This window comes from Thauera aminoaromatica (assembly GCF_000021765.1).
Classification (GTDB): Bacteria; Pseudomonadota; Gammaproteobacteria; order Burkholderiales; family Rhodocyclaceae; genus Thauera; species Thauera aminoaromatica.
The window spans coordinates 1,072,947-1,097,170 of sequence record NC_011662.2 but is presented as its reverse complement, the minus strand read 5'-3'; the positions used below and the strand labels follow the sequence as shown (position 1 = coordinate 1,097,170).

General features: G+C 66.4%; 24 protein-coding genes. 23 read left to right on the top strand and 1 reads right to left on the bottom strand.

The genetic code is table 11. From position 1 onward, the window contains the following. Window position 1 precedes the first annotated feature (1 nt). The 9 genes from TMZ1T_RS04875 (at window position 2) to TMZ1T_RS04835 (ending at window position 8,801) form a co-directional block, all read left to right on the top strand. A complete protein-coding gene (locus TMZ1T_RS04875) occupies window positions 2–1,195 on the top strand; it encodes an STY4528 family pathogenicity island replication protein (RefSeq protein WP_012584776.1) in 1,194 nt (397 codons plus the stop codon). A gap of 238 nt (window positions 1,196–1,433) precedes the next feature. Next, complete coding sequence (locus TMZ1T_RS04870; RefSeq protein WP_041589616.1) at window positions 1,434–2,186, top strand: OST-HTH/LOTUS domain-containing protein; 753 nt, start codon at window positions 1,434–1,436, stop codon at window positions 2,184–2,186. A gap of 188 nt (window positions 2,187–2,374) precedes the next feature. Beyond that, window positions 2,375–3,163, top strand: a complete 789-nt coding sequence (locus TMZ1T_RS04865; protein ID WP_012584774.1) for a PFL_4669 family integrating conjugative element protein — start codon at window positions 2,375–2,377, stop codon at window positions 3,161–3,163. After that, complete coding sequence (locus TMZ1T_RS04860) at window positions 3,160–3,708, top strand: DUF3158 family protein (protein ID WP_012584773.1); 549 nt, start codon at window positions 3,160–3,162, stop codon at window positions 3,706–3,708. The genes TMZ1T_RS04865 and TMZ1T_RS04860 overlap by 4 nt, the downstream gene beginning before the upstream one ends. Beyond that, the gene (locus TMZ1T_RS04855) at window positions 3,705–4,088 is read left to right on the top strand and encodes a single-stranded DNA-binding protein (protein WP_004362284.1); all 384 of its coding nucleotides are present in this window, start codon (window positions 3,705–3,707) and stop codon (window positions 4,086–4,088) included. Before TMZ1T_RS04860 ends, TMZ1T_RS04855 begins: the two co-directional genes overlap by 4 nt. A gap of 294 nt (window positions 4,089–4,382) precedes the next feature. Further along, complete coding sequence (locus TMZ1T_RS04850; RefSeq protein WP_012584772.1) at window positions 4,383–6,398, top strand: DNA topoisomerase III; 2,016 nt, start codon at window positions 4,383–4,385, stop codon at window positions 6,396–6,398. Window positions 6,399–7,179: 781 nt separating this feature from the next. Further along, window positions 7,180–7,416, top strand: coding sequence for a hypothetical protein (locus TMZ1T_RS04845; RefSeq protein ID WP_010792170.1), 237 nt, complete (start codon window positions 7,180–7,182; stop codon window positions 7,414–7,416). 25 nt (window positions 7,417–7,441) lie between these two features. Beyond that, window positions 7,442–7,834 (top strand): hypothetical protein, encoded by a 393-nt coding sequence (locus TMZ1T_RS04840; RefSeq protein ID WP_011829941.1) that lies wholly within the window; start codon window positions 7,442–7,444, stop codon window positions 7,832–7,834. A 250-nt stretch (window positions 7,835–8,084) separates the two neighbouring features. Continuing rightward, complete coding sequence (locus TMZ1T_RS04835) at window positions 8,085–8,801, top strand: DUF5983 family protein (protein ID WP_012584771.1); 717 nt, start codon at window positions 8,085–8,087, stop codon at window positions 8,799–8,801. Window positions 8,802–8,891: 90 nt separating this feature from the next. On the opposite strand, the gene pdxR is transcribed toward TMZ1T_RS04835, so the two are convergent. Beyond that, entirely contained in the window at window positions 8,892–10,379 is a 1,488-nt protein-coding gene (gene pdxR / locus TMZ1T_RS04830) for a MocR-like pyridoxine biosynthesis transcription factor PdxR (RefSeq protein WP_012584770.1), read from the bottom strand. 111 nt (window positions 10,380–10,490) lie between these two features. Between pdxR and TMZ1T_RS04825 the strand changes: the two genes are divergently transcribed. The 14 genes from TMZ1T_RS04825 to TMZ1T_RS04760 all read left to right on the top strand — a co-directional run bounded on the left by TMZ1T_RS04825 (window position 10,491) and on the right by TMZ1T_RS04760 (window position 24,148). Further along, on the top strand, window positions 10,491–11,732 hold the full coding sequence (locus tag TMZ1T_RS04825; RefSeq protein ID WP_012584769.1) for a benzoate/H(+) symporter BenE family transporter: 1,242 nt from the start codon (window positions 10,491–10,493) through the stop codon (window positions 11,730–11,732). Beyond that, window positions 11,732–12,547 (top strand): YggS family pyridoxal phosphate-dependent enzyme, encoded by an 816-nt coding sequence (locus tag TMZ1T_RS04820; RefSeq protein WP_012584768.1) that lies wholly within the window; start codon window positions 11,732–11,734, stop codon window positions 12,545–12,547. The genes TMZ1T_RS04825 and TMZ1T_RS04820 overlap by 1 nt, the downstream gene beginning before the upstream one ends. Beyond that, the gene (locus TMZ1T_RS04815; protein WP_012584767.1) at window positions 12,544–13,263 is read left to right on the top strand and encodes a glutamine amidotransferase; all 720 of its coding nucleotides are present in this window, start codon (window positions 12,544–12,546) and stop codon (window positions 13,261–13,263) included. The genes TMZ1T_RS04820 and TMZ1T_RS04815 overlap by 4 nt, the downstream gene beginning before the upstream one ends. Window positions 13,264–13,348: 85 nt before the next feature. Further along, window positions 13,349–14,581 carry an aspartate aminotransferase family protein gene (locus TMZ1T_RS04810; protein WP_012584766.1) on the top strand — a complete coding sequence of 411 codons (1,233 nt, stop codon included), beginning with the start codon at window positions 13,349–13,351 and terminating at the stop codon, window positions 14,579–14,581. Window positions 14,582–14,646: 65 nt separating this feature from the next. Then, entirely contained in the window at window positions 14,647–15,912 is a 1,266-nt protein-coding gene (gene glyA / locus TMZ1T_RS04805) for a serine hydroxymethyltransferase (RefSeq protein ID WP_012584765.1), read from the top strand. Window positions 15,913–16,203: 291 nt separating this feature from the next. Then, complete coding sequence (locus TMZ1T_RS04800; protein WP_012584764.1) at window positions 16,204–17,001, top strand: hypothetical protein; 798 nt, start codon at window positions 16,204–16,206, stop codon at window positions 16,999–17,001. A 65-nt stretch (window positions 17,002–17,066) separates the two neighbouring features. Next, on the top strand, window positions 17,067–17,432 hold the full coding sequence (locus TMZ1T_RS04795) for a DUF3085 domain-containing protein (protein ID WP_012584763.1): 366 nt from the start codon (window positions 17,067–17,069) through the stop codon (window positions 17,430–17,432). A 342-nt stretch (window positions 17,433–17,774) separates the two neighbouring features. Further along, entirely contained in the window at window positions 17,775–18,329 is a 555-nt protein-coding gene (locus TMZ1T_RS04790) for an STY4534 family ICE replication protein (RefSeq protein ID WP_012584762.1), read from the top strand. Window positions 18,330–18,383: 54 nt separating this feature from the next. Further along, window positions 18,384–18,995, top strand: a complete 612-nt coding sequence (locus TMZ1T_RS04785; RefSeq protein WP_012584761.1) for a DUF3275 family protein — start codon at window positions 18,384–18,386, stop codon at window positions 18,993–18,995. Between the two features lie 89 nt (window positions 18,996–19,084). Beyond that, entirely contained in the window at window positions 19,085–19,450 is a 366-nt protein-coding gene (locus TMZ1T_RS04780) for a hypothetical protein (protein ID WP_012584760.1), read from the top strand. Window positions 19,451–19,534: 84 nt separating this feature from the next. Continuing rightward, the gene (locus tag TMZ1T_RS04775) at window positions 19,535–20,185 is read left to right on the top strand and encodes a hypothetical protein (RefSeq protein ID WP_012584759.1); all 651 of its coding nucleotides are present in this window, start codon (window positions 19,535–19,537) and stop codon (window positions 20,183–20,185) included. Between the two features lie 65 nt (window positions 20,186–20,250). Further along, a complete protein-coding gene (locus TMZ1T_RS04770) occupies window positions 20,251–21,360 on the top strand; it encodes a DUF6094 domain-containing protein (RefSeq protein ID WP_012584758.1) in 1,110 nt (369 codons plus the stop codon). A gap of 101 nt (window positions 21,361–21,461) precedes the next feature. Next, window positions 21,462–21,767, top strand: coding sequence for a hypothetical protein (locus tag TMZ1T_RS04765; RefSeq protein WP_012584757.1), 306 nt, complete (start codon window positions 21,462–21,464; stop codon window positions 21,765–21,767). 110 nt (window positions 21,768–21,877) lie between these two features. Continuing rightward, on the top strand, window positions 21,878–24,148 hold the full coding sequence (locus TMZ1T_RS04760) for a helicase-related protein (RefSeq protein ID WP_012584756.1): 2,271 nt from the start codon (window positions 21,878–21,880) through the stop codon (window positions 24,146–24,148). Window positions 24,149–24,224 lie beyond the last annotated feature (76 nt).

Sequence of the window (24,224 nt, the reverse complement as noted above, 5' to 3'; positions counted from 1 at the left end):
CATGACCACGGGCAGCGCACCACGGCGCGATGGCCCGGTTGCGCTGTCGGCGTTGTTCGACGAGGCGCTGCGGCACCTTGAGCCGAAGGAACCGGCGCAGGGCACGGCGCCGAGCCAGGACGGTTTTCTCTACAGCGGCAACCGGCACGAGAGCGTGCCGCGCGCGCTGTTCCTCGATCGACGCCTGACGCCGCTGGAGCGCAATGCCTGGCAGGTGTTCCGCCTGCAGCTCAACGACGACGGCGTGACCGCCTTTCCCACCTACGACCAATTGCGCCCCTACTTGGCCTCGATGCCCTGTGCGGCGCAGGCATCGCACGAGACCGTGGCGCGCGCCCTGACGCTGCTGCGGCTGACGCGCTGGCTGAGCCTGGTGCGACGACGGCGCGACCCGAAGACCGGCCGCATCCAGGGAAACCTCTACGTGCTGCACGACGAACCGCTGACACCCTTCGAGGCGATGCAACTCGATGCCGACTACCTCGGCCTGGTCAGCCAGGCGCTGACCCATGCCGCCAAGGCGGTACAGATCGTGGGCATGAACACGCTCAAGGAGATTGCCGAAGACCCGCTGCTCAGCGGCCGCACATTGCCGACCCGCTTGCAGGTGCTGGCGCAGCGCATGGCGCTGCATGGCTGGACGACGCCAGGTTATCCACAGGAGGGTGCGGACCACGAATCCGAAGAAGGCCAGGAAGCCCTTCTTCGGAATGCTGCGCGCCCGTCTTCGGAATCCGAAGCAGGACCGAAACCCGCGCCGGACGGCTCTCTTCGGATTCCGAAGGAGGACCGTACAGTACGTAATGATCGTATAAATGAAGTACGTACAGTACCGCGCGCGAGGGCCTTGCAGAACCTGCGGCTACCCGAGCGTTTCCTGCGCTTGAAGGACGAGCAGCAGGCCGGCGCGCTGGTGGCGCTGCAGCAGGTGGACGAGGCGCAGAGGCAGGCCGTTCTCGACGAGTGGGCGGCACGCTGCCACAACAGCGCGGTACGCAACCCGGCCGGCTACCTGTTTGGCATCATCCAGAAGGCGATCCGCGGGGAGTTCAAGGCCTGGGCCGGAGAAAGTGCATCGGCACCGCCAGCGCCCCCGTCACCTGCGCCCTCGTCACCGCCGGCATCCCGTGCGGCTGACCCCGAGGTCGCACGAGCCTACCTGGCTCAGCTCCGAGAAGCCTTGCGTGATCGCTGATGTTGACTATCCCCAGGGGATAGCTGGAACAGACATCTTTCCGCCGCGCTCGATTGTCGCCCGCCGAATGACAGGCGAAACTGTCGCCTGTGAATCAGACGAGGACAGCCACGCACGAGCCCGGCCGACGATGGACATGACGACTTCCCCCGCCACAAACGCACTGCAACCACTACAGCCAGACGTTCAGCGCTTGCTGGGCAGATGCCTGTTGCGCCTTCAACAATACGAGCGCCTCATGAAAGCCATCGTGGCCCACCACGAGATTTCAGGCCCGGCGCATTCGCTGGAGGCCATTCGCGCAGCGCGGATTGAAGATGCCGCGACCAAGACCCTGGGCACGTTGATCGGACAACTGTTTGGTTCGTATGTCGTCACCGATGGAAATGGCGGCGAGGAACGCGACGACGATCTTCCCGGCGACGTGATCTCCTTTCGCACGCGCGTGCAATTGAGCCTGTCTGCGCAGGACTACGCCAAGACCCAGGCCGACCTCAAAGACCTGGTATCGCTGCGCAACACACTGGTGCACCACTTCATCGACCAGCACGATCTATGGACCGTGGACGGGTGCCGCGCTGCACAGGACGAACTCGGTTCCGCCTACACGCGCATCGATCAGCACTTCGAGCAGTTGCGCGGCTGGGCCGAGCACATGGATCAGGCGCGGCGCCTGGCAGCGGAATTCGTCCACTCGGATGTGTTCCACGACCTGGTGGTCAATGGCATCGCGCCGGACGGCACGGTGGACTGGCCGGCCGCCGGCATCGTTCGTGCGCTACGCGAGGCCGCCGCGCAGTTGGCCGTCGAGGGCTGGACACCGATCGCCGCCGCTGGCCGCTGGATCGCGGACCGGCATCCCGAGCAGCTTCCAGCCAATTACGGCTGCAGCAGTTGGCGGCAGGTGGTGCACGAGTGCCGCCTGTTCGAGCTTCGCTACCGTGAGGTGGAGGGGCAACGGGCCGCCTGGTACAGACCTCGCGAGGCATAGCCCCGCAACGCGGTCTCACCTCCGCGCGAGCCGCGAACACATCCGCCGAGCTATCCCCAGGGGATAGCCGGCACACACAGCCTTCCGCGCAGAACAAACCGGGCGCGCATGGGCTGCGGTTTGTTGACTGACAGCCTTCCGGCCGATGCCGATGCTGGCGACTCGCCCCTTCACCGCGAGTCGCTCCAATGGCCAACGAACGCACAGAACCCCTGCAACTGAATCTCGGATCGCTGCGCAGCGCGATGTCGCTGACGCTGCACACGCACCACGCTTCGCGCATCTGGCACGGCCGCGCGCCGACCGAGGGGCGCCCAGGCATCATCGGTCTCAACGGCTTCATCGGCGCCATGAACAAGATGAAGCGCGGCGCCGAGCAGGACGACCCGTACTCGGACTGGTGGATGCTGCGGATCGAGGACAAGCTCGCCGACACCAAGACCCGCCTGCAGACCCTGCGCGAACAGGTGGATCAGGCCTTGGCCGACGTGCCAGCGGCGCTGTCCCTGGGCGAGAACATGAACGTGCAGCCGGTGAAGCTGCCGCTGTTCGTGAACGCCCAGCTCGGCTTCATGGCGGTGTACCTGCTGGCTGACTACGACGACCTGGCGCGCAAACTCATCCTGGCGCACCACACGGCGCTGATCGACCGCAGCACCTTGGAGCGCTGGCTCAATGATGGCGCGCACGCGCTGCGCAGCCTGTTCTCGCTGGCCCAGCAGTACCGCTACTCGGGCACCACGCGCGACGACTTCGCGGCGAAGAACGCGGCGGCGCGAGCGGCGCTGGAGAAGTTCGGCGAGTTGCCGCAGGACGTGCTGGAAGGCACGCGCCGCTCGCGCTTCGCGCCACCGATCGCGCGGCGGACGACCAAGCCCGGCACGCCGCTTGCAGCGCCCGCCATCGAGCCCGATGCGCCGGCTCACACGGATGGCACAGCCGATGGTGCGGCGGGCGATGAGGCTGCGGGCGCATGACAGCATCGATCCCCATCAGCCACTCCACGCGCTTCGTGGCGCTGGAACAGGCGGACTTCCAGCGGCTGGAACACGCAGGCTACCTAAAAGGCCTTTTACAGCCTTTTAAGGGTAAGGGGAGTCTGGAGACCTGGGCCAGCCAGTGCGCAGCGCTGCGCGACGACGTGATTGGCCTGGCGCAGCGGCGCGTGCTGCCCCAGGCGCGCGCCTATCCCTTCAGCCTGCTCGACGTGCAACTGGCCCAGCAGGCCACTGGCGCAGGGACGACCTTCCTGCGCTGGCGCAACCTCGACCGTTCCTCCATGGGCGTGGCGTTGTGGGAGGCCCTGCTGGCCAACCCCGCGACGCCGGCCTCGCTGATCGACGAGCTGTACGCGATCGAACTGCAGCGCATCGTGCTGAACATGCAGATCAGTCTGACCCACAGCATCGCTCGCCAAGCCCTGGAATGCGCCAACAAGGCCGCGCAGGCCGAAGCGGCTTACCTGCGGCGCGTCCACGGGCATACCGCGTCCGTTCCACCCACCACCAAGGAGTCACCATGAGCACGCACTTCGTCGGCGAGGGCAACATCGGTTCTGCGCCGGACTACCGCGAATTTCCGAACGGCAACGACGAGCCGCGCCGGCTGCTGCGCCTGAACGTCTACTTCGACAACCCGATCCCGAAGAAGGACGGCGAGTACGAAGATCGCGGCGGCTTCTGGGCGCCCGTGGAGCTGTGGCACCGCGACGCCGAGCACTGGAAGACGCTGTACCAGAAAGGCATGCGGGTGCTGGTCGAGGGCCGCACCGTGCGCGACGAATGGGAGGACGCCGACGAGAACGAGCGCGTGACGTTCAAGGTCGAGGCGCGGCGCGTGGGCATCCTGCCGTACCGCATCGAGTCGGTGGCGCTCAGCGCCAAGCCCGCCGGCGGACAGTAATTCGCCCATCGCCGTTCCCCCGAGGGCGGCTGTAGCAACCGTCATACGCCCGCGATGCACCAGCGAGCTATCCCCAGGGGATAGCTCCAAGGTCGTCCACGGAGTTCCAGCCGCCCTCCAGAAACGACGCTCTTGCTGTGCCAACTCCTGCGGTCTATGCGCACCGCTGCGGCAACGGACCGCCTGCCGATCACAAAGCGGTGTCTGCATCAATCGGCTTCCTTGCTGCCGGCATCTCCTGGCCCCGCCAAGCTGACGCCCATCCGATGAACCGCACATTTCCAAGGAGGCTTCATGCGCGTGTTCCTGTGCGAGAAGCCCTCCCAGGGCAAGGACATCGCCCGTGTGCTGGGTGCCGTTCAACGCGGCAACGGCTGCTACAGCGGCGCGGGTGTCGTCGTGACCTGGTGCATCGGTCATCTGGTGGAGGCGGTTCCGCCCGAAGGCTACGGCGAGCAATACAAGCGCTGGGCCATCGAGCAACTGCCCATTCTTCCTGAGCGTTGGCGTGTCGAGCCCAAGGCGGCGACCGCAGCGCAATTCAAGGTCGTGCAGCAGCTCGTCGCCAAGGCGGGCGAGCTGGTGATAGCGACCGACGCCGACCGCGAGGGCGAGATGATCGCCCGCGAGATCATCGACCTGTGCGGCTACCGCGGGCCGATTCAGCGCCTGTGGCTGTCGGCGCTCAACGATGCGTCGATCCGCAAGGCACTGGGTGCGCTCAAGCCGTCCGCCGAGACGCTGCCGCTGTATTTCTCCGCACTCGCCCGATCGCGCGCCGACTGGCTGATCGGGATGAACTTGAGCCGCTTGTTCACACTGCTGGGGCGTCAGGCCGGCTATACGGGCGTGCTGTCGGTGGGGCGCGTGCAGACGCCGACGCTGAAGTTGGTCGTGGATCGTGATCGCGAGATCGCGCGATTCGTCTCCATGCCGTATTGGGCCGTGGATGTGCTGCTATCCCATGCCGGCCAATCCTTCACCGCGAGCTGGATACCGCCCGAAGGCAGCACGGATGCAGCGGGTCGCTGCCTTCAGCAGCCGGTGGCGCAGCAGGCTGCGGATCGCATTCGCGCGGCACGCGATGCGCAGGTCGTGTCGGTGGACACCGAGCGCGTGCGCGAGGCACCGCCGCTGCCGTTCGACCTGGGCACGCTGCAGGAGGTGTGCTCCAAGCAGTTGGGCCTCGACGTGCAGGAGACGCTGGACATTGCCCAGGCGCTGTACGAGACGCACAAGGCGACAACGTATCCGCGCTCGGATTCGGGCTACCTGCCCGAGAGCATGCTGGCCGAGGTGCCGACCGTACTCGACAGTCTGGTCAAGACCGACCCCAGCCTGCGGCCGCTGATCGAGCGCCTGGATCGCCAACAGCGCTCGCGTGCATGGAACGACGGCAAGGTGTCGGCTCACCACGGCATCATCCCGACGCTGGAGCCCGCCAACCTGTCGGCCATGAACGAGAAGGAACTGGCCGTCTACCGGCTGATCTGCGCCCATTACCTCGCGCAGTTCCTCCCGCACCATGAGTTCGACCGGACGGTAGCGCAGTTCTCGTGCGGCAGTCAGTCGCTGGCGGCCGTGGGCAAGCAGATCGCCGTCACCGGCTGGCGTGAGGTGCTGGCGACGCCGGGGCCGGACGATGCCGATGGCGAGGATGCGCAGCGCAGCCAGGTGCTGCCCGCCCTGCATGCGGGCCTGTCCTGCCCGGTCGGCAAGGTGGATCTCAAGGCGCTGAAGACGCTGCCGCCCAAACCCTACACGCAGGGCGAGCTGATCAAGGCCATGAAGACCGTCGCCAAGTTCGTGACCGACCCGCGCCTGAAACAGAAGCTGCGAGATACCACCGGCATCGGCACCGAGGCGACACGCGCCAACATCATCAACGGTCTGATCGGTCGCGGCTACCTGGTCAAGAAAGGCCGCGCCGTCCGCGCTTCCGACGCGGCATTCACGCTCATCGACGCGGTGCCCTCGGCCATCGCCGACCCCGGCACCACGGCGGTGTGGGAGCAGGCGCTCGACATGATCGAGGCCGGCCAGATGGCGCTGGACACCTTCATCGAGAAGCAGTCCGTGTGGGTCGGCCAGCTCGTGCAGCAGTACCGCGGCGCGACGCTCTCGCTCAAGCTGCCGCCGGCGCCGGCCTGCCCGCAGTGCGGCGCACCGATGCAGCAGCGCACGGGCAAGAGCGGCGCGTTCTGGTCCTGCTCGCGCTACCCGGACTGCAAGGGCACGTTGCCGCTCGAGTCCCCGACGGGCCGGCGCAGCGCACCGCGCAAGCGGCGCGCTGCCTCCAAGGCGTCCTGATCCTCGCTTCCCCCTGCCGCGCCGGCCCTTCACTGGCGGCGAGGCAAACGTCCCGCACCGCGCGGGACTCCAAAGCGCGCGTCTCCTTCTGCAACGGTGTGCGCGCCCCGTCTGCCCACCATCGGGCGACGGGGCGAGAAGGTCATTGCTCCACGAATCGCGCCCGCCGCCATTCCCTTGATCGGTGTGCCTTGCCTCGGCCACGAGGGGCTTCCTGACGCCTTGCCGCCGCGCGAGCCGTGAGGAGGCCCCTTGGGCCGAGGGTATTCCGTGCCGGTGCCCGCCGGCGGAACAACGGGCTCCCTTTGTGTGTGGATGCACGCCAGAGGTTTCCGGCCCCAGCCACGAAACGGGCCGGGTGCGATTGCTGACGCAGCGAACGGCTTTGACGACGGCCTGCGCTGACGCAGCCCACAGGTGGTTTTCCTTCCTCTCCAGCCGAAGGCCCGCGTGGCCTTCGGCGCCCTGGTCCTTGCCTTGTCCCGTGACGCGGGCCTGCCCTAAAGCGGGCCGTCCGCGATTCGGTTTTCCCTGCGACGGCAGCCATGCTTCGCGCCCATCCTCACGCCATGCGTTGCTGAAAGTCGTCAGCGGCATGCCCTGGCAGTCTCGGTCTTCAAGACTGCAACGCGGTTCGCCGCGTCGACCGATCCAGTCCGCTTCGCATCGCCCACCGCGGACGCTCGCCGGCCTGGCGACGATGCACTTTTCTCAACCACCCGAGGGGAACCCCATCCCCTGCGGGATGCGTGCTCCCCGCCCCACCACCAAGGAGCACGGCATGTCTGAACCTTCCGCATCTTCCTCTGCAACCGCAGTGCGCAGTGGTGCGCTGGCGCTGGCCTGGACCGGCAAGCGTCTGCCGCTACAGGTGCTGCGCAGCGCGGCCGGTCACTACATCGGCACGCAAGACGACGAAGGCCCGGTATCGCGGGAGTCCGTCGAGTATTTCCCGACCCACCTCGCAGCACAGCGCGCCCTGGATACCCATGCCTGGACACAGCGCGCTCACCCCTGATTCCCACCCTTCAAGGAGTTCTCTCATGAATCTGTCTTTACCCGAAGACGTGCTCGATCAGATGGCGCTGGAACAGGCGCACTTCGACGCTGCACCGCAGGCCTTCTTCGAGGCCTGGAAGCGCGGCGCGCAGATCGCCGGCCACGAGTGGTTCGGCGACGGCACACGCGAAGGTCTGCAGCGTGCCACCACCAAGTGGGATCTGCGGCCCAACATGCTGATGCTCAACGACGCCCTGGGCGTGCTGAGCAGCGGTCAACGCATGTTCCTGTCCGCGATGGTGAGCTTCTACAACGCCCGCGAGGGTGGCGCGATGCTCAAGCGTTGCGGCTTCGAGGGGCTGTCCGACTTCGGCGGCCTCGATCTGGAACGGCGCCAGGTCATCGCTGACCTCACGCTGCACTACAACGGCTGGTGAGCCGCGCCTGGCAACCCACCGTCCTTTCATCCCACCCCACGAGGGACATGCGTCCCCGTTCGGGGCCATGTCCCTCCTTCTTTTCGCAGGAGCGGCCATGTCCCGAATCAGCATCTTCCACTGACCCGCACCGCCCGCCACCAGGGCGGTCCGACGCCGCGGCCGGCTGACCGGCTGCCACTTCATCCACTCGCTGGGGTTCAATCCCCGGCAGGGGATTGCCTCGGCCATCCTCTGCTGGAGGAATCCCATGTCCCATTCCAACAATCCCTTCGTCCGCGGCTACGATAGCCTGTCCGTGCAACGGCTGCTGGCGATTGCCTACGACGACGACTGCCCGCTGAGCTACCTCCCGCTGCACGTCTCGCAGTCGCACCTGCCGGACAGCCAGGTCGAGCTCCATGCCTGCGTCTTCTGCGACGACTTCGCGCTGATCACGGAAGGCCAGAACGTGCCGCCCGAGCTGGACGCGCAGTGCCCCAGCCATGGCATCGCCCGAAACCTCGTCTACGCCGTCATGGCCGAAGAAGCCGGCAAGCCGCTGCACGTCGGCGACACCTACTCCGAGGAAGCCGCGGGAGAGGTGGTACGCCGCCTGCGCTTCGAGACCGGGTTCTACAGCCGTGCCTGGGAAATCAGTTCGGCGCACATCACCGAGGAGGCCGGCCGCTATCTGGCCAACCTGGCCGACATCGCCACGCCAACCCGTTTCCTGTTCGTTGCCTTCCGCATTCCCTACAGCCCAGCGGTCGGCGTGAAGCTGATCGCCACGCCCTGGACGGATGCGAACCTGCAGCATGTCGAGGGCATCACCGCCGAAGAGCTGCGGCAGGAGCACCGGGCCAAGGGCGTGCCGGAGTCCCTTGTGGAAGTGTTGCACCTGGCTGCGCTCGCTGACGTTCGCCTGCTGGTGTTCGATGCCGACGCGCCGATACTGCAGGCATTGACGGTGTACGGTGACGAATGACCCTCACTTGAGCCCCCTCGCGGGGCTCGTCCCACTTTTGCCGATTCGGGCTTTCCATCCGACGATTTGTATGCGTCCGCCCACATGCTGCTACCGGCGTTCCAGTTCCCGAAGCACCCTGGCGAGCCGCTCGACCGCCGTCTCCTGTTCAGCCGGCGTGTAAGCCGCGAACCCCATCAGGAAACCGGCCCTGTGCCTGGTTGAAGCATGCAGCGCCGTCAGCCCCAGGAGATCGATTCCCGCCCGAGCCGCGGCATCGATGACCGCGCGCTCGGAGATGTCGCGGGTCAAGACACAGGGCATCTGCATTCCGCCGGCCGGCACCCTCGGTTCGACGAAGTCGGCCAGATGCGCGCGCACGAGCCCTGCCAGCACGTCGAGCCGGTCGGCATAGACTCCACGCATCGCGCGCACATAGGCGCCGAAATGCCCCCCTTCGATGAAGCGTGCCAGCGTCAGCTGCGGGATGGATGCGCTGTGCCCGTCCAGCAGGGTCCGCGCCACGGTCATGGGCGCCACGAGCTGGGGCGGCAAGACCACGTAACCGATGCGCAGGCCGGGGAACAGCGACTTGGTGAAGGTGCCGATGTAGATCGTGCGATCGTACGGGTCGAGCCCCTGCACGCAGGCCGTGGGCTTGCCGGCGTAGTGGAACTCGCTGTCGTAGTCGTCCTCGATGATCCAGGCCTGGTTCTGCCGCGCCCATTCGATCACCGCGAGCCGCCGATCCAGCGCCAGCGTCGCGCCGGTCGGGAACTGATGCGAGGGCGTCAGGAAGACCGCCCTGGCCGGGCTCGCCGCATCGTGCAGGCGCGCCACCTGCATGCCTTGGTCGTCGAGCGGCACGGGGACACACGCTAGCCCGGCGGCATCGAACGCCTTGCGGGCACCGTGGTAGACGGGGTCTTCGATGAAGATCCGGTCGCCCGCGTCGAGCAATACGGTTGCGCACAGGGCCAACGCCTGTTGCGAGCTGGTCAGCACCAGCACACGCTCGGGCGTGGCGCGCGCCCCCCGCTCAAGATTGACGTAGTCCGCGATGGCGCGGCGCAACGGCTCCACGCCTTGGGGTGGGCTGTGTCGCAAGGCCTGGGTGCCATAGTCCTTCAACACCTGGCGTTCCAGGCGCTCCCAGGTTCGCAGCGGAAAGCTGCGCGTCTCCGGCACCCCGGGGGCGAACGGCCTTGGCGCAACAAAGTCGCGCACGCCGCCGCCCTGGAGTATCGCCGCGCCACGCTGACTCAGACGCACCGACTCGCGCTGGGGCCCGGGGCGCCGCGCGGTGCCACGCCTTGACGAGGCCTGCGCCCGCTCGGACACGAAGCTGCCGCTCCCCACACGCCGTTCGATGAAGCCTTCCGCATGCAACTGGCTGTATGCCGACTCGACCGTATCGCGCGAGACGCCGAGCGACCGGGCCAATGCCCGCGACGCCGGCAGCGGTTTGCCGACGTCGAGTGCGCCGTCGAGGATCAGTTGCCGGAGGGCGCGCTGAATGCGGGCATGCAGCGGCAAGGCGCCATGCGCGGGGTCTCCAATCCAGGCTTTGACCGATTCGAGTTGAGCGTGCTTGAACAATTGGCCGGTAGCGCTTAACGAAAGTGGTGGGGAACAACGGGCCATTTTAGGCTTAAAAAGCTGCTTTCGGAGCAGATCGATCCCCCACTCTCCTGGAGCCCCAAGCCCGCCATGTCGTCATCCACCTCGCCTTCACCCATCTGTCCGAGCGATCTCGCCCATCCCCTGGTGGCCGGGCTGGTCTCGGTCATCGTCAACTACGGAGGCACCTTCATCCTCGTCTTCCAGGCCGCGAAAGTGGCCGGCCTCAGCCCGGGGCTGACAGCCTCCTGGGTGTGGTCGATCTCGATCGGCGTGGGCGTCACCGGGATAGTCCTGAGCTGGACGGCACGCGAGCCGATCATTACCGCGTGGTCCACGCCGGCCGCCGCGTTCCTCATCACCGCACTTGCGACCACGCCCTATGCCGAGGCGATCGGTGCCTACCTGCTCTCGGCGGCGGCCTTCGTGGCATTGGGGTTGTCCGGGTACTTCGAGAAAGCCATCCGGCTGATCCCACCGGGCATTGCCGCCGGATTGCTGGCCGGCATCCTGCTGCAGTTCGGCATCGGTGCCTTCGGTGGCATGAGCATCGACCCCGTTCTGGCGGGCTTGTTGATCATGGCGTATCTGGTGCTCAAGCGCCTCACCCCACGCTATGCCGTGGTGGGCATCCTGGTGCTGGGGCTGGCCTTCCTGCTCATCGAGGATCGCGTCGATCTGTCCGGGCTGGCATTGCAACTCGCCGCGCCGGTTTTCACCATGCCGGCGTTCTCGCTCAACGCCACCTTGAGCGTGGCACTGCCGCTGTTCCTGATCACGCTGACCGGCCAGTACATGCCGGGCATGCTGGTGCTGCGCAACGACGGCTTCAAGACCAGTGCGAACCCCATCGTGACCGTCACCGGGCTCGGTTCGCTGCTCATGGCACCGTTCGGCTCCCATGCGTTCAACATCGCCGCCATCACGGCCGCGATCTGCACCGGCCGGGAAGCGCACGAAGACCCGTCCAGGCGCTGGATCGCCGGCATCGCGGCGGGGGTCTTCTACATCCTCGTAGGGGTGTTCGGCGTGACCTTGGCCGCCCTCTTCATGGCCTTTCCGGCGACCTTCATCACCACACTGGCCGGCCTCGCGCTACTGGGCGCCATCGGCGGCAGCCTGGCCGGCGCCATGGCCGACGCACAGGCGCGCGAGGCCTCGCTGATCACCTTTCTGGCCGCAGCCGCCAACATCAGCTTGGTGGGCATCGGCGGTGCGTTCTGGGGCCTGGTGATCGGGCTGCTGGCGCATGCGGTGCTCAACGGCCGCCTGCCCCAACGAGCGCCAAGGCAGGTGATGGCGCCCGCCCCCGCGAACAAGGGGGTGAGCTGATGCGCCCCTCTGTCGGTGCCGTGCTTCACCACGACCCGCATGGACGCTATCCCGAGGCCCTCACCGTCGAGGACTTCCGGAACAAGCTGGCTGCCGTGCGGGCACGCATCGACGCCGCCTGCCGTCGCGCGGGTCGCGATCCGGCGGACGTGCGTCTGCTCCCGGTGAGCAAGACCAAGCCCGAGGCCAGTGTTCGCATGGCCTACGCGGCCGGTTGCCGGATGCTGGGCGAAAACAAGGTGCAGGAGGCCCATCGCAAATGGGAAGCCACGCAGGATCTCGGCGGGCTGCGCTGGTCGATCATCGGCCACCTGCAGACCAACAAGGCGCGGATGGTGGCGCGCTTCGCCGATGAGTTCCAGGCGCTGGACAGCCTGCGCGTGGCCGAGGCACTGGAACGCCGCCTGCAGGTCGAGGGACGCTCACTGGACGTGTTCGTGCAGGTCAACACCTCGGGCGAGGCCAGCAAGTATGGCCTGGCACCCGAGGATGTCCCAGGCTTCGTGCGCGCCCTGCCGGCCTTCTCTGCCCTTCGCGTGCGCGGCCTGATGACGCTCGCGCTGTTCTCCAGTGAGGCCGAACGGGTACGGCAGTGCTTCATCCTGCTTCGCACGCTGCGGGACCGACTGCGCCAGAGCGCACCCACAGGAATTGGTCTGGACGAACTGTCCATGGGCATGTCCGACGACTTCGAGATCGCCATCGAGGAAGGTGCCACCGTGGTGCGTGTCGGCCAGGCCCTCTTCGGCGCCCGCCCCTTGCCCGACAGCCACTATTGGCCAGCAAACCCCGAAACAGAGGAGCCCCGATCGTGAAGACCGCCATCGCCATTCGCCACCTGGATTTCGAAGACCTGGGAACGCTGGAACCCCTGCTGCAAGCACGCGGCTACACGATCGAGTATGTCGATGCGACTCGAGATGCGTTGAACACCCGCGCTGTCGATACTGCTGACCTGCTGGTGGTGCTCGGTGGCCCCATCGGCGCCTTTGACGACGAGGCCTATCCATTCATCGTGGATGAGTTGGCCTTGGTGCGTCGGCGGCTGGACGGCCATCGCCCGCTGCTGGGGATCTGCCTGGGCGCGCAACTCATCGCGCGCGCGCTCGGCGCCAGCGTGGCCCCCATGGGTGTCAAGGAAATCGGCTTTGCGCCACTGACGCTGACACAGGAAGGTCAAGCCTCGCCGCTGGTGGCGCTGGGCAACGTGCCGGTCCTGCACTGGCATGGCGATCAGTTCGACATTCCACCCGGCGCGCTGCGGCTGGCAGGGACGGATGTGTGCCCCAACCAGGCCTTTTCGGTCGGGCGCCATGTGCTCGGGCTGCAATGCCACCTGGAGGCAGACCCGCGCCAGATCGAACGCTGGCTGGTCGGACATGCCTGCGAACTGGCCCAGGCGGGAATCGACCCGCGTGCACTGCGCACCCAGGCATGCGCCCTGCACACACGGCTACCGCAGGCCGCGCGGGCGGCGTTCTCCCGCTGGCTCGACGGCGTCGAATCGGAACCGCCCTGCAGCCAGCCATGACGGCGAAACACTCTCCGTGCCACTTCGGTTCGACTTGCTCCAGCCCATCCCACGTTTCCCAAGACAGCTACCTGAGGCAGCAATCATGCAATACCACGCGTCGCACCTGATGCGGGCCTATGCCCGTCAACCCGTTTCCTTCGTCCGCGGCTCCGGCGCACGCCTGTGGGATGCACAAGGCGTCGAGTACCTGGATGCCATTGCCGGCATCGCGGTCACCAGCCTGGGCCACGCCCACCCCGAGATCGCCGCCGCCATCAGCGAGCAGGCCGGGCTGCTGCTGCACACCTCCAACGTCTTTCGCATCGACTGGCAGGAGCGGCTGGGCGCGCGGCTGTGTGCATTGACCGGCATGCAGAAGGCTTTCTTCTGCAACTCGGGGGCAGAAGCCAACGAAGCGGCGCTCAAGCTGGCGCGCCTGCATGGACATCGCAAGCAGGTGGCGCAGCCCCAGATCCTCGTGATGGAGAACGGCTTTCACGGTCGCACCCTCGCAACGCTCTCGGCAACCGGCAACCCCGCGAAACAACGCGGCTTCGAGCCGCTGATGCCGGGCTTCGTGCGCGTGCCCTACAGCGATCTCGACGCGGTGCGCCAGGCTGCCGCGCGGTGGCCCGACATCGTGGCGGTGCTCGTCGAGCCGGTGCAGGGCGAAGGGGGAATCCGGGTTGCCGCAGCCGATTACCTGCGCGGACTGCGTGCCCTGTGCGACCAACACGACTGGCTGCTGATGGTCGACGAAATCCAGGCCGGCATGGGCCGGACCGGCGCCTGGTTCGGCCACCAGCATGCGGGCATCACGCCCGATGTCGTCACGCTGGCGAAGGCGCTGGGCAACGGTTTTCCAATCGGCGCCTGCCTGGCGCGGGGGCAAGCCACCGACCTGTTCTCACCCGGGCAGCACGGCTCGACCTTTGGCGGCAACCCGCTCGCTTGCCGGGTCGCGTGCTCGGTGCTCGACATCATGGCCCGCGAGAACCTGCCCGAGCGGGCCGCCCTGCTCGGTACGCGCCTGCTCGACGGCCTGCAGCGGGCACTGGGCAGCCACCCCGATGTGGTCGCCATCCGTGGCCAGGGCTTGATGGCGGGGATCGAACTGAACAGGAACTGCAATGAGCTGGTTGGGCGCGCCCTGGCCGAACAGCACTTGCTCATCACGGTGACCCGCGACAACACCATCCGGCTGCTGCCCCCGCTGGTCTGCGACGAAGCGCAGATCGACGACATCGTGGCGCGCCTCGCCCACCTGCTGTCGCCGACCGCATCGGACGGCCCTGCAGCGCCCTCCGAAACGACGCCGCAGGAAGCAGCGGCATGAAGCTGGGCATCGACGCCCCCACCCGTATCGAACCTGAGCATTCCAGACCACAGGACGACCCACCCATGTATGAACCATCCCTGACACTCGCCACGTTCGATCCCGAGTTGGCCGCAGCCGTGCTGCGCGAGGAACGCCGGCAGGAAGACCACGCGGAGCTGATCGCCTCCGAGAACTACGCCAGTCCGCTGGTGATGGCCATCCAGAACACCGTTTTCACCAACAAGTATGCCGAGGGCTATCCGGGCAAGCGCTACTACAGCGGTTGCGAGTACGTGGATGTGGCCGAGCGCCTGGCCATCGAGCGGGCCAAGGCGCTGTTCGACTGCGACTACGCCAACGTCCAGCCTCATGCCGGCGCGCAGGCCAATGCCGCGGTCTTCCTGGCGCTGACCCATCCCGGCGACACCGTGATGGGTATGAACCTGGCCCAGGGTGGCCACCTGACCCACGGCAATCCGTCCAACTTCTCCGGCCGGCACTACAAGATCGTGCCCTATGGCCTCGATCCGGAAACGGGACTGATCGACTACGACGAGATGGAGCGCATTGCGCTGGACACCCGGCCCAGGATGCTCATCGGCGGCTTCTCCGCCTACTCCCGTTACAAGGACTGGGCGCGCATGCGCTCAATCGCCGACAAGGCGGGCGCCATCTTCTGGGTGGACATGGCGCACGTGGCCGGCCTGGTCGCCGCCAGCGAATACCCGAATCCGCTGCCGCATGCCCACGTGGTGACCAGCACGACCCACAAGACGCTGCGCGGCCCGCGCGGCGGCATCATCCTGGCCAAAGGCCAGGATGATGGTTTTTACAGGAAGCTCGACACCGCTGTGTTCCCCGGCATCCAGGGCGGCCCGCTGATGCACGTGATCGCCGCCAAGGCGGTGGCCTTCAAGGAAGCCCTGTCTCCGGCGTTCAAGTCCTACCAGCGGCAGGTGGTGGTCAATGCCCGCGCCATGGCCGCCGTACTCCAGCGCCGCGGCTACCGCATCGTGTCCGGCGGTACCGACAACCATCTGATGCTGATCGACCTCTCAAACAAACCCTATACCGGCAAGGAAGCGGACGCCGCACTCAGCGCCGCGTACATCACCGCCAACAAGAACTCGGTGCCCAACGACCCGCGCTCGCCCTTCGTGACCTCGGGGCTGCGCATCGGTACACCCGCCGTGACCACGCGCGGATTCGGTGCGGCGGAATGCGAGGACCTGGCCGGCTGGCTGTGCGACGTGCTTGATGCGTTGGAGGCCGGCAGCAGCGAGCAGGTGGCAGGGAGGATTCGGGAGCAGGTGGTGGCCTTGTGTCGTCGCCATCCCGTCTATCGGTAGGCGCTGCTGGATTTCGTAATGCCGCGTGCGGTAGCCGCGCCCCCAAAGAATGAGACGGCTACCGATCCCGATTGGTCGGAAATCCCGATCCACGTCCGTGGCAGGCTGACGCCTTGCCCCGCCGACTGACGTCGGCAGCACCCCAGGCAGCCAAGATCTTCAAGGCTGCGGCGCGATCCGTCGCGCTGGTCGTTGTCCTGCTCGACGCCTCGGCGCGTCACTTCCTCAACCCTCAAGGGATTTCCTCCCTTGCAGGGCGGACGTCCCTTGGTTTCCACAAGGAGTCCATCCATGGATACCCAAGCCATCCGCGCACAGATGCCGACGCTCGTTCGCGGCCACGTGCCTTCCAACATCCGCACATTCAAGTTCAACATCTTCGACGGCCAGCCCAAGGTTTCGACGCTGGGCTTTCACATCGACCCGAAGCCTTTCGAGGGCAAGGTCATCGCCACCACCGACGAGGCCATCGTCGTCAAGACGGCACGGGCCGAGTTCGCGGTGCTCGATCGCACCCTCGTGACCGAAGTGCCCGACGAGGGCGCCAAGGTGCAGGTCGAACCCTATGTCAGACGCCGCTTCGACGGTCAGCGGGCGGACACGCCCGAGGAGCAGACCGAGTTCACCGCCGACGGCCAGCCCTACACGGTGAAGCGGTTCGTGCTCGGTTCCGCACCGGCGAAGCTGCCGATCCCCGAGCCGCGCTGCCCCGAGCTGCAGGAACTGATCGACCAACTGGAGCAGTTGCCCGCTCCCGACGGCTTCCGGCGCATCACCCACATGCTGGTGGATGCCGGTGCGCGGGACATCACCTGGGTCGATCCGCTGCCCGCCGACATCATCCGCACGCCGCCGGCCATCGGCTTCACCGTCGCCACGATGAAGTTCCAGGGTTGCGTCACCGTGCTGTATGAGCGTGGCCTCGACCTCTACGCGGTGGAGCTGCGCCGCGACGGCGAGCTGATTGAACGGGTCGATGAGGTGTTCTTCGACACCCTCGGCGAGACGCTGGAACGGCTGATCGACGACGGGAGCTGGAGGCGCATCCGCGTGCAGTGCCTGTCGAGTCGCAAGGCTGTCCGGCACTGACCTCTCAGCAGCTTCCCGCCCTCGCGGCGGGAAGCCTCTCTTCCTACCCCCTGGAGATCACACCCATGACTGTTCGATTCAAAGGCACGGAGCTGCGGCCCGTGCTCGCCGAAGCGGTGGCGAATCAATGCCGCGTCATCCTGGTCAAGGATCAGGGCGTGTACTTCCTGGCCGAGTGCGGCGAGCGCCGACCCGATGGTCGCCAGAAGACCATCGCCTATGCCGCCGGTTGCAACCCGGATGTCGATGCCTTCGACGACTGGTGGGAACTGGCGTGTGCCGAGTTCGGTGGCGACGACTTCGGCGAGTTCTTCGATCCGCAGGAGGGCGTGTTTGCGCGCATCCTGCGCAGCGAGGACGACCTGGACGTGTCCGCCACCGCGACACACCTGTCGCTGCAGGCGGTTCCTCCCACGCCCAGCGGTAACTGACCGCCCATCCCTGGCCCCCGCTCCGGGGGCTCTTTCTTCCCGGCAATGCGGACAGCCGCGAGTGCCGATTGCCGCTCGCCTGCGCGCCGTCCCGGCGCCACGCTTCCGGCCATGTTCCGCTGACGTCCGTCAGCGACATGCCCAGGCAGCCACGATCTTCAAGGCTGCGACGCGGTTCCGACCGCGTTGATCACCCCAGTTCGCACCGGCATCCATGCGCGAACGGCCATCGGTTCTCGATGGCGATGCCTCCAAGCTGTTTCATCAACCCACGCGGGGGTTCCACACCTTCCCCGCCTGGGTCGGGTGTGTCTCCGCCTCTTTGTTCCCAGGAGATTCACCATGACCACTTCCACCGAAAAATCCTACTTCGATCTGCACATCACCGGCCTCGGGTATCTCAATCGCATCCGCGAAGTGAAGCCCAAGAAAGGCGATGCGTTCCTGGCCTGCGACATCGCGGCCCTGAACGGTCTCAGCGATGACGTCTCGTATGTGCGCTTCGACACGCGCGTATCGGGTTCGGAAGCGCAGCACCTGGTGCGCCGCTGCATTCAGGCGGTCGACGCCGAGAAGAAGGTGATGATCGGCTTCCGCCTGGGCGACCTGTGGACCGACACCTTCACCTACTCCAAGGGCAAGCGTGCCGGCGAGCAGGGTGTGAGCCTCAAGGCCCGCCTGCTGTTCGTCAGTTGGATCAAGGTCGACGGCAGGCTCGTCTACAAGGCCGAACCCAAGCCGACCGAGACCGACGACCGGGATCCGGAGGTCACTCTGGCATCCGACGTACCCGCCGCGCAGCAAGGTCCGGCGCCGGCGTCATCCGAGCCCGTCACCGAAACTGCCGACGTCGACGCTGCCGACGTCCCTGCATGGGCTGTTGCCGAGTCGTTCTGATCCGCAAGGTGCATTCCCGGGGCCTTGTCCGCTCTTCGTCAGCAGGAGACTTTCATGATCACCATCCCCGGCCAGTTGGCCATCAAGACCATCCACGGCAGGAACGGCGACTTCAACGTCGGCCGCCTGGCGACCTCGATCGGCGAGTTCGTCGTGAAGAACGCCGAACTCGATCAGTATCGCGAGGGCAAGTACGACGGTGATTTCGTCATCGTCGAGATTCGCCCCTCCACGTACAACGCCAACGGCCGCCTGGTCATCGAGATCCGCGCCCATCTGGGCGGGATGACGCTGTCCAACATCGACGCCCTGAGCCGCGACGAAGCCCGCCGGCTGAGTCCGCAGGAAGTCGATCCGATCGACGAGGAGGCGCAGGCGCCCGTGCAGGCATCGCCCCCGGCCAAGCCGAAGGCGAAGCCGCGCAGTCCGCGCGATCCCCTGGTCGATACCACGCCGTTCGGCAGCGAACCGGCTCCCGTGTCCGCTGCGGCCTCGGCCGAGGCAGACGACGCGGCGCTGTTCGCTTCCTTGTGGCCCCTGGGCGAGACCGTGAAGCTCGATGCGACCGTGGATCGTCGTGTGCTGCGTCAGCAGCGCGACCGCCTCGACAAGCTGGGCTACGAGTTCGCTCCGCTGTCCCAGGACTGGCACCTCAAAGCTGCCTGATCCATCCGCCGCCTTGCGCGGCATACCGCCACCCGCCGGGGTTCTCCCCCGACGGGGAGGGCTCCGGCCTTTTCTTCAAGGAGACCCTCATGGGCTGGACCTTCGTTCGTCAGACGCGCGGTCAGATGATCCGCGAGCTGCTCGCTCCGCAGGCGTCCGAACGCGCTTGCTGCGAAGTCATCGACCACACGCTGGACGGCGACGTTCTGTGGACCGTGGTTCGCGTCACCGCCAGGCAGGCGGGCGTCATGGGCTTCGCGGCCGGTGAGTCCATCTGCTACATCGGCTGCCATCTGCTGGAAAGCTCGGGCGGCGATTGGGGCTACAAGTCCCTCGATGAGTCCGTGCATCCGTACTACTACTCGTGCCCGCTGCGCTATCTCGACATGGCGCCGGTGCAAAGCCCCGAGTGGCGCGAGCGGGTTCACCGCTTCCACGCGGGACGCGCTGTCTAGCGGCACGCATCTTCCTTCACCCAACCGGGGCGAGCACGGCCCCGTGGGCTGTGGTTGCTCCTTCATTTCCAAGAGGACATCACCATGCCTGCACCTTCTTCCGCGAAACCGCTGTACCGCATCGACGAATGCCCCGACCTCATGGCCGACGGTTGCGTCGGTGACGAGCAGGGCAATCTCGTCTTTCTCTCGATCTGGGCGCGCGACACCGCCGTTCAGGAGTTCCTCGCCCGCCTGACCCTCGGCCGGGATGAACAGGGGCTGGACCAGTTCCATGTCATCACCGAGCAGGGCGCATCCATCCCGGTCTTCATCGGCAACGTCGAGAACCTGGAAAGGCGCATCACCCGCGCCTATCGGCGAACGCTGTTCGGTTCGCTGACGAATGTGTGGCTGTTCGATCGTCGCTGCGTGAAGCCAGACAAGGCCAACGCCAGCGCGCTGGCGCTTCTGCCCAGGGATTCCGCTCACCGGCTCGACCGGCTGTGGACGCTGGTGCAGGACACCTGCCCGCTGCCACTGCTCGACCACTGGCGCGACACCGTGCTGGAGCTGTTGCAGACACGACGGATGCTGACCGGTCTTCCCTTGGCCCTCGGGCCGCTGGAAGGCCATCGGCTGGCCCTCGATGTCCCGGCGCTGACGAAGGCGCTGGGCGAGCTGATCCGCAACGGCACCCTCGGCGCCACGCAGTACGAACTGGCCGCGAACGCACCGCTTCGGCGTGTGGCGTGAGCCATCCCCACGGGCATGCGCGCCGCGCGTGCCCGCCTTCCCTCATCCATCACCAGGAGAAATCCATGGCTCTCATGTTTCCGCGCCTGGCGCGCAATTTCATCCGTAACGGCTACTTCCCCACCGACGAGCCGACGCTGGAGCGGGCCTTGTCCGCACTGGCGCCGTCTCCCGGCTCCATGTCCATCCTCGATCCCTGCGCCGGCGAAGGCGTGGCGATTGCCGAAGCGGCCCACACCCTCGGGCGCGAGCAGGTCCAGGCCTTCGCCGTCGAGTACGACGCCGAGCGTGCCCGCCACGCACGGCAACTGGTCGATCGCTGCATCCACGGTGACCTGATGGACACGCTGATCTCGCGCCAGTCCTTCGGGCTGCTGTGGCTGAACCCGCCGTATGGCGATCTGAGCAAGGACGTGAACGGCAACATCGGCTATCAGGGCCAGGGCCGTGCGCGGCTGGAAAAGCTGTTCTATCAGCGCGCGCTGCCGCTGCTGCAGTACGGTGGCGTGCTGATCTTCATCGTGCCGTCCTACGTGCTCGACGCCGAGCTGGTCGGATGGCTGACGCGCCACTTCGCCGACCTGCGCATCTACCGTGCGGTGGAAACGCAGTTCAAGCAGGTAGTGATCTTCGGCCGCCGGGTTCGCCAGCGCGACCAGGCGTCGGAGTCGGCCAAGGCCCTGCGTGGACTGCTGCTGCAGATCGGACAGGGCGACGCCGAAGCCGAGGAGCTGCCGCTCGAATGGCCGTTCCTGCCGTACACCCTACCTGCCAGCCCGGCCGAGCCGGAGCACTTCTATCGCGTGACGATGGAGCCCGAGCAGTTCGCCGATGAAGTCGGCCGGCTACAAGGACTCTGGCCGGCGCTCGATACGCACCTGGGCGCCGCGCAGCAATCGCTGCGTCCGCCCGCGCGGGCCTTGTCGCACTGGCATCTCGCCCTGGCCTTGGCCGCAGGCGCGATCTCCGGCGTGGTGACGTCCAAGAGCGGGCGCGTGCTGGTCGTCAAAGGTGATACCCACAAGGAGAAGACCCTCCAGACGGAGTACACCGAGCGCGACGACGGCTCCGTGGCCGAGACGCGCATCCTCACCGACAAGTTCGTGCCGGTCATTCGCGCATGGGATTTGACGCTGGGCTCGCCCACGTGGGGCGAAGTGCTGACCATCCGCTGATCGCTGTTCCCTGACGGTTCGCCGTCGCTTTCATCCACCCACCGGGGTCACGTTGCCCCGATGGGGTGCCGTGGCCCCTTCTTCCAGAAGGAGATACCACCATGGCACTCGCAGTCCTCAACCTCGCGTCACAAGCACGCTTTTCGCCCGGGCAGTTGGTCATGACCGCCGGCGTCGACGAGCTGGTCCGACAGGGCCGGCTCAACCCCACGCCGTACCTGAGCCGCCATCTTCATGGCGACTGGGGCGACCTGAGCGACAGCGATCGGCGGCAGAACGACGCCGCGCTGCAATCCGGCGAGGATCGTCTGTTCTCGTCCTACCAGGTCACGCGCGACCTGAAGCTCTGGATCATCACCGAATGGGATCGCAGCGTCACCACACTGCTGTTGCCCAGCGAATACTGATCCGCATCCAGCGGCACCTACACGTTTCTTTGCCGCTTCTTTCTTCCCACCCAGGGGCATGTCACCGCCCCGTGGGGGAGGTGCATGCCCCATTGCCTTGGAGCATCACCATGTCCCTCGATCTCGAAACCGTTCCCGAAACCGCTGTGCAGGGCGACCTGCTCGAAACGGCCGCTTCACCCCTCACGCTCAGCCTGCAGGACTTCGTATCGGAGTTCGGCGACGAGCTTCTCGACTCGCTCAACCGCGCCAATCCTCCGGTCTACACCGGCCAGGTGCGGGTGCATCGGCAACTGATCCTCGCCGCGCTCAAGCGCAAGCTGTTCCCGGCGCAAGCCGATGTGGTCCACGCCGTCACCGAGCTGTTGGTCGACCGTGGCGAACGCGCCGCGATCGTCAATGGCGAGATGGGCTGCGGCAAGACGACGGTGGGTATTGCCACCGCCGCCGTGCTCAACGCCGAAGGCTACCGCCGCACCCTGGTGCTCTCGCCACCCCACCTGGTCTACAAGTGGCGGCGCGAAATCCAGGAGACGGTGGCCGGCGCCAAGGTCTGGGTGCTCAATGGCCCGGACACGCTGGTCAAGCTGCTGAAACTGCGCGAGCAGTTGGGCGTGCCGGCCCAGGGCCAGGAGTTCTTCGTCCTGGGCCGTGTGCGGATGCGGATGGGGTTCCACTGGAAGCCTATCTTCGTTCGGCGGCGCACGCCTCACGGCGACGTGGGGGCCTGCCCGGGTTGCGGGCATGTCATCACCGACCTGGACGGCGAGCCTGTCAACACCATCGATCTAGAAGCGGAAGAGTCCCGCCGCAAATGCAGCCACTGCCGCGCACCGCTGTGGTCGTTGATCCGTCCCAGAGGCCTGTCCGCCAGCGACCAGTCCTCGAGCGTGCTCAAGGCACTGAAGCGTATTCCAACCATCGGGGAAGTCACCGCGCAGAAGCTGATGCAGAAGTTCGGTGACGCCTTCCTCGCGTCGATGCTCGGGGACAACATCCACGAGTTCATCAACCTGATGGATGGCAACGGCGAGCTGGTCTTCTCGGACCGGCAAGCCCATCGGATGGAACGCGCGATGGCCAACATGGAGTTCGGCTTCGGCGAGGGCGGCTACCAGCCGTCCGAGTTCATCAAGAGGCAGCTTCCCCAAGGTACGTTCGACCTGCTCATCGCCGACGAGGCGCACGAGTACAAGAACGGCGGCTCCGCCCAGGGCCAGGCCATGGGGGTGTTGGCGGCCAAGGCGCGCAAGACGCTGCTGCTCACCGGCACACTGATGGGCGGCTACGGCGACGACCTGTTCCACCTGCTGTTCCGCGCCCTGCCGGGGCGGATGATCGAAGACGGCTACCGGCCGACGAAGAGCGGCAGCATGACCTCGGCCGCGATGGCGTTCATGCGCGATCACGGTGTCTTGAAGGACATCTACTCCGAGAGCACCGGCACGGCGCACAAGACGGCCAAAGGCACCAAGGTATCGGTGCGCACGGTCAAGGCGCCGGGTTTCGGTCCGAAGGGCGTGCTGCGTTGCGTTCTGCCGTTCACGGTCTTCCTCAAGTTGAAGGACATCGGCGGCAATGTGCTGCCGCCCTACGACGAGGAGTTCCGCGAAGTCGCGATGGACACGGCGCAGGCCGCGGCCTACCGCGATCTGGCGGGTCGCCTGACCCAGGAGCTGAAGCAGGCCCTGGCGAAGCGCGACACGACGCTGCTCGGTGTAGTCCTCAACGTGCTGCTGGCCTGGCCGGACTGCTGCTTCCGGTCGGAAACGGTGGTGCATCCGCGCACGCGCAACACCTTGGCGTTCGTTCCGGCTCAGTTCAACGGGCTGGAGGTGATGCCCAAGGAACGCGAGCTGATCGAGATCTGCAAGCAGGAGAAGGCAGAAGGTCGCAAGACCCTGGTCTATTCGGTCTACACCGGCACCCGCGACACCACGTCGCGTTTGAAGGTGCTGCTGGAGCAGGAAGGCTTCAAGGTGGCGGTGCTGCGCGCGAGCGTGGATGCCTCCCGCCGCGAGGACTGGATCGCCGAGCAGTTGGACCGTGGCATCGACGTGCTCATCACCAATCCCGAGCTGGTGAAAACCGGCCTGGACTTGCTGGAGTTCCCGACCATCGTGTTCCTCCAGTCCGGCTACAACGTGTATTCGTTGCAGCAGGCCGCCCGGCGCTCATGGCGCATCGGCCAGAAGCAGCCGGTGCGCGTGATCTACCTCGGCTACGCCAACTCCTCGCAGATGACCTGCCTGGGGTTGATGGCCCGGAAGATCATGGTGTCGCAATCCACCTCGGGCGACGTTCCTGAATCCGGGCTCGATGTCCTGAACCAGGATGGCGACTCGGTGGAGGTGGCACTGGCTCGGCAGTTGGTGCATTGAGTTCGACGAGCTTTCGCGGCCCCTTCGGGGGCCGCTGTTTTTTACTCGTTCAACTTGCGATTGGAGCCGGGAATGA

What these genes read in the sequence shown, in the direction of transcription:
- TMZ1T_RS04850 (WP_012584772.1), top strand. Translation starts at nt 4,383, where the DNA reads ATGCGCGTGTTCCTGTGCGAGAAGCCCTCCCAGGGCAAGGACATCGCC.
- TMZ1T_RS04765 (WP_012584757.1), top strand. Translation starts at nt 21,462, where the DNA reads ATGGCACTCGCAGTCCTCAACCTCGCGTCACAAGCACGCTTTTCGCCC.
- TMZ1T_RS04810 (WP_012584766.1), top strand. Translation starts at nt 13,349, where the DNA reads ATGCAATACCACGCGTCGCACCTGATGCGGGCCTATGCCCGTCAACCC.
- TMZ1T_RS04800 (WP_012584764.1), top strand. Translation starts at nt 16,204, where the DNA reads ATGGATACCCAAGCCATCCGCGCACAGATGCCGACGCTCGTTCGCGGC.
- TMZ1T_RS04825 (WP_012584769.1), top strand. Translation starts at nt 10,491, where the DNA reads ATGTCGTCATCCACCTCGCCTTCACCCATCTGTCCGAGCGATCTCGCC.
- TMZ1T_RS04860 (WP_012584773.1), top strand. Translation starts at nt 3,160, where the DNA reads ATGACAGCATCGATCCCCATCAGCCACTCCACGCGCTTCGTGGCGCTG.
- TMZ1T_RS04870 (WP_041589616.1), top strand. Translation starts at nt 1,434, where the DNA reads ATGAAAGCCATCGTGGCCCACCACGAGATTTCAGGCCCGGCGCATTCG.
- TMZ1T_RS04840 (WP_011829941.1), top strand. Translation starts at nt 7,442, where the DNA reads ATGAATCTGTCTTTACCCGAAGACGTGCTCGATCAGATGGCGCTGGAA.
- TMZ1T_RS04875 (WP_012584776.1), top strand. Translation starts at nt 2, where the DNA reads ATGACCACGGGCAGCGCACCACGGCGCGATGGCCCGGTTGCGCTGTCG.
- TMZ1T_RS04775 (WP_012584759.1), top strand. Translation starts at nt 19,535, where the DNA reads ATGCCTGCACCTTCTTCCGCGAAACCGCTGTACCGCATCGACGAATGC.
- TMZ1T_RS04760 (WP_012584756.1), top strand. Translation starts at nt 21,878, where the DNA reads ATGTCCCTCGATCTCGAAACCGTTCCCGAAACCGCTGTGCAGGGCGAC.
- TMZ1T_RS04780 (WP_012584760.1), top strand. Translation starts at nt 19,085, where the DNA reads ATGGGCTGGACCTTCGTTCGTCAGACGCGCGGTCAGATGATCCGCGAG.
- TMZ1T_RS04855 (WP_004362284.1), top strand. Translation starts at nt 3,705, where the DNA reads ATGAGCACGCACTTCGTCGGCGAGGGCAACATCGGTTCTGCGCCGGAC.
- TMZ1T_RS04865 (WP_012584774.1), top strand. Translation starts at nt 2,375, where the DNA reads ATGGCCAACGAACGCACAGAACCCCTGCAACTGAATCTCGGATCGCTG.
- glyA (WP_012584765.1), top strand. Translation starts at nt 14,647, where the DNA reads ATGTATGAACCATCCCTGACACTCGCCACGTTCGATCCCGAGTTGGCC.
- TMZ1T_RS04835 (WP_012584771.1), top strand. Translation starts at nt 8,085, where the DNA reads ATGTCCCATTCCAACAATCCCTTCGTCCGCGGCTACGATAGCCTGTCC.
- TMZ1T_RS04790 (WP_012584762.1), top strand. Translation starts at nt 17,775, where the DNA reads ATGACCACTTCCACCGAAAAATCCTACTTCGATCTGCACATCACCGGC.
- TMZ1T_RS04785 (WP_012584761.1), top strand. Translation starts at nt 18,384, where the DNA reads ATGATCACCATCCCCGGCCAGTTGGCCATCAAGACCATCCACGGCAGG.
- TMZ1T_RS04795 (WP_012584763.1), top strand. Translation starts at nt 17,067, where the DNA reads ATGACTGTTCGATTCAAAGGCACGGAGCTGCGGCCCGTGCTCGCCGAA.
- TMZ1T_RS04845 (WP_010792170.1), top strand. Translation starts at nt 7,180, where the DNA reads ATGTCTGAACCTTCCGCATCTTCCTCTGCAACCGCAGTGCGCAGTGGT.
- TMZ1T_RS04770 (WP_012584758.1), top strand. Translation starts at nt 20,251, where the DNA reads ATGGCTCTCATGTTTCCGCGCCTGGCGCGCAATTTCATCCGTAACGGC.
- TMZ1T_RS04820 (WP_012584768.1), top strand. Translation starts at nt 11,732, where the DNA reads ATGCGCCCCTCTGTCGGTGCCGTGCTTCACCACGACCCGCATGGACGC.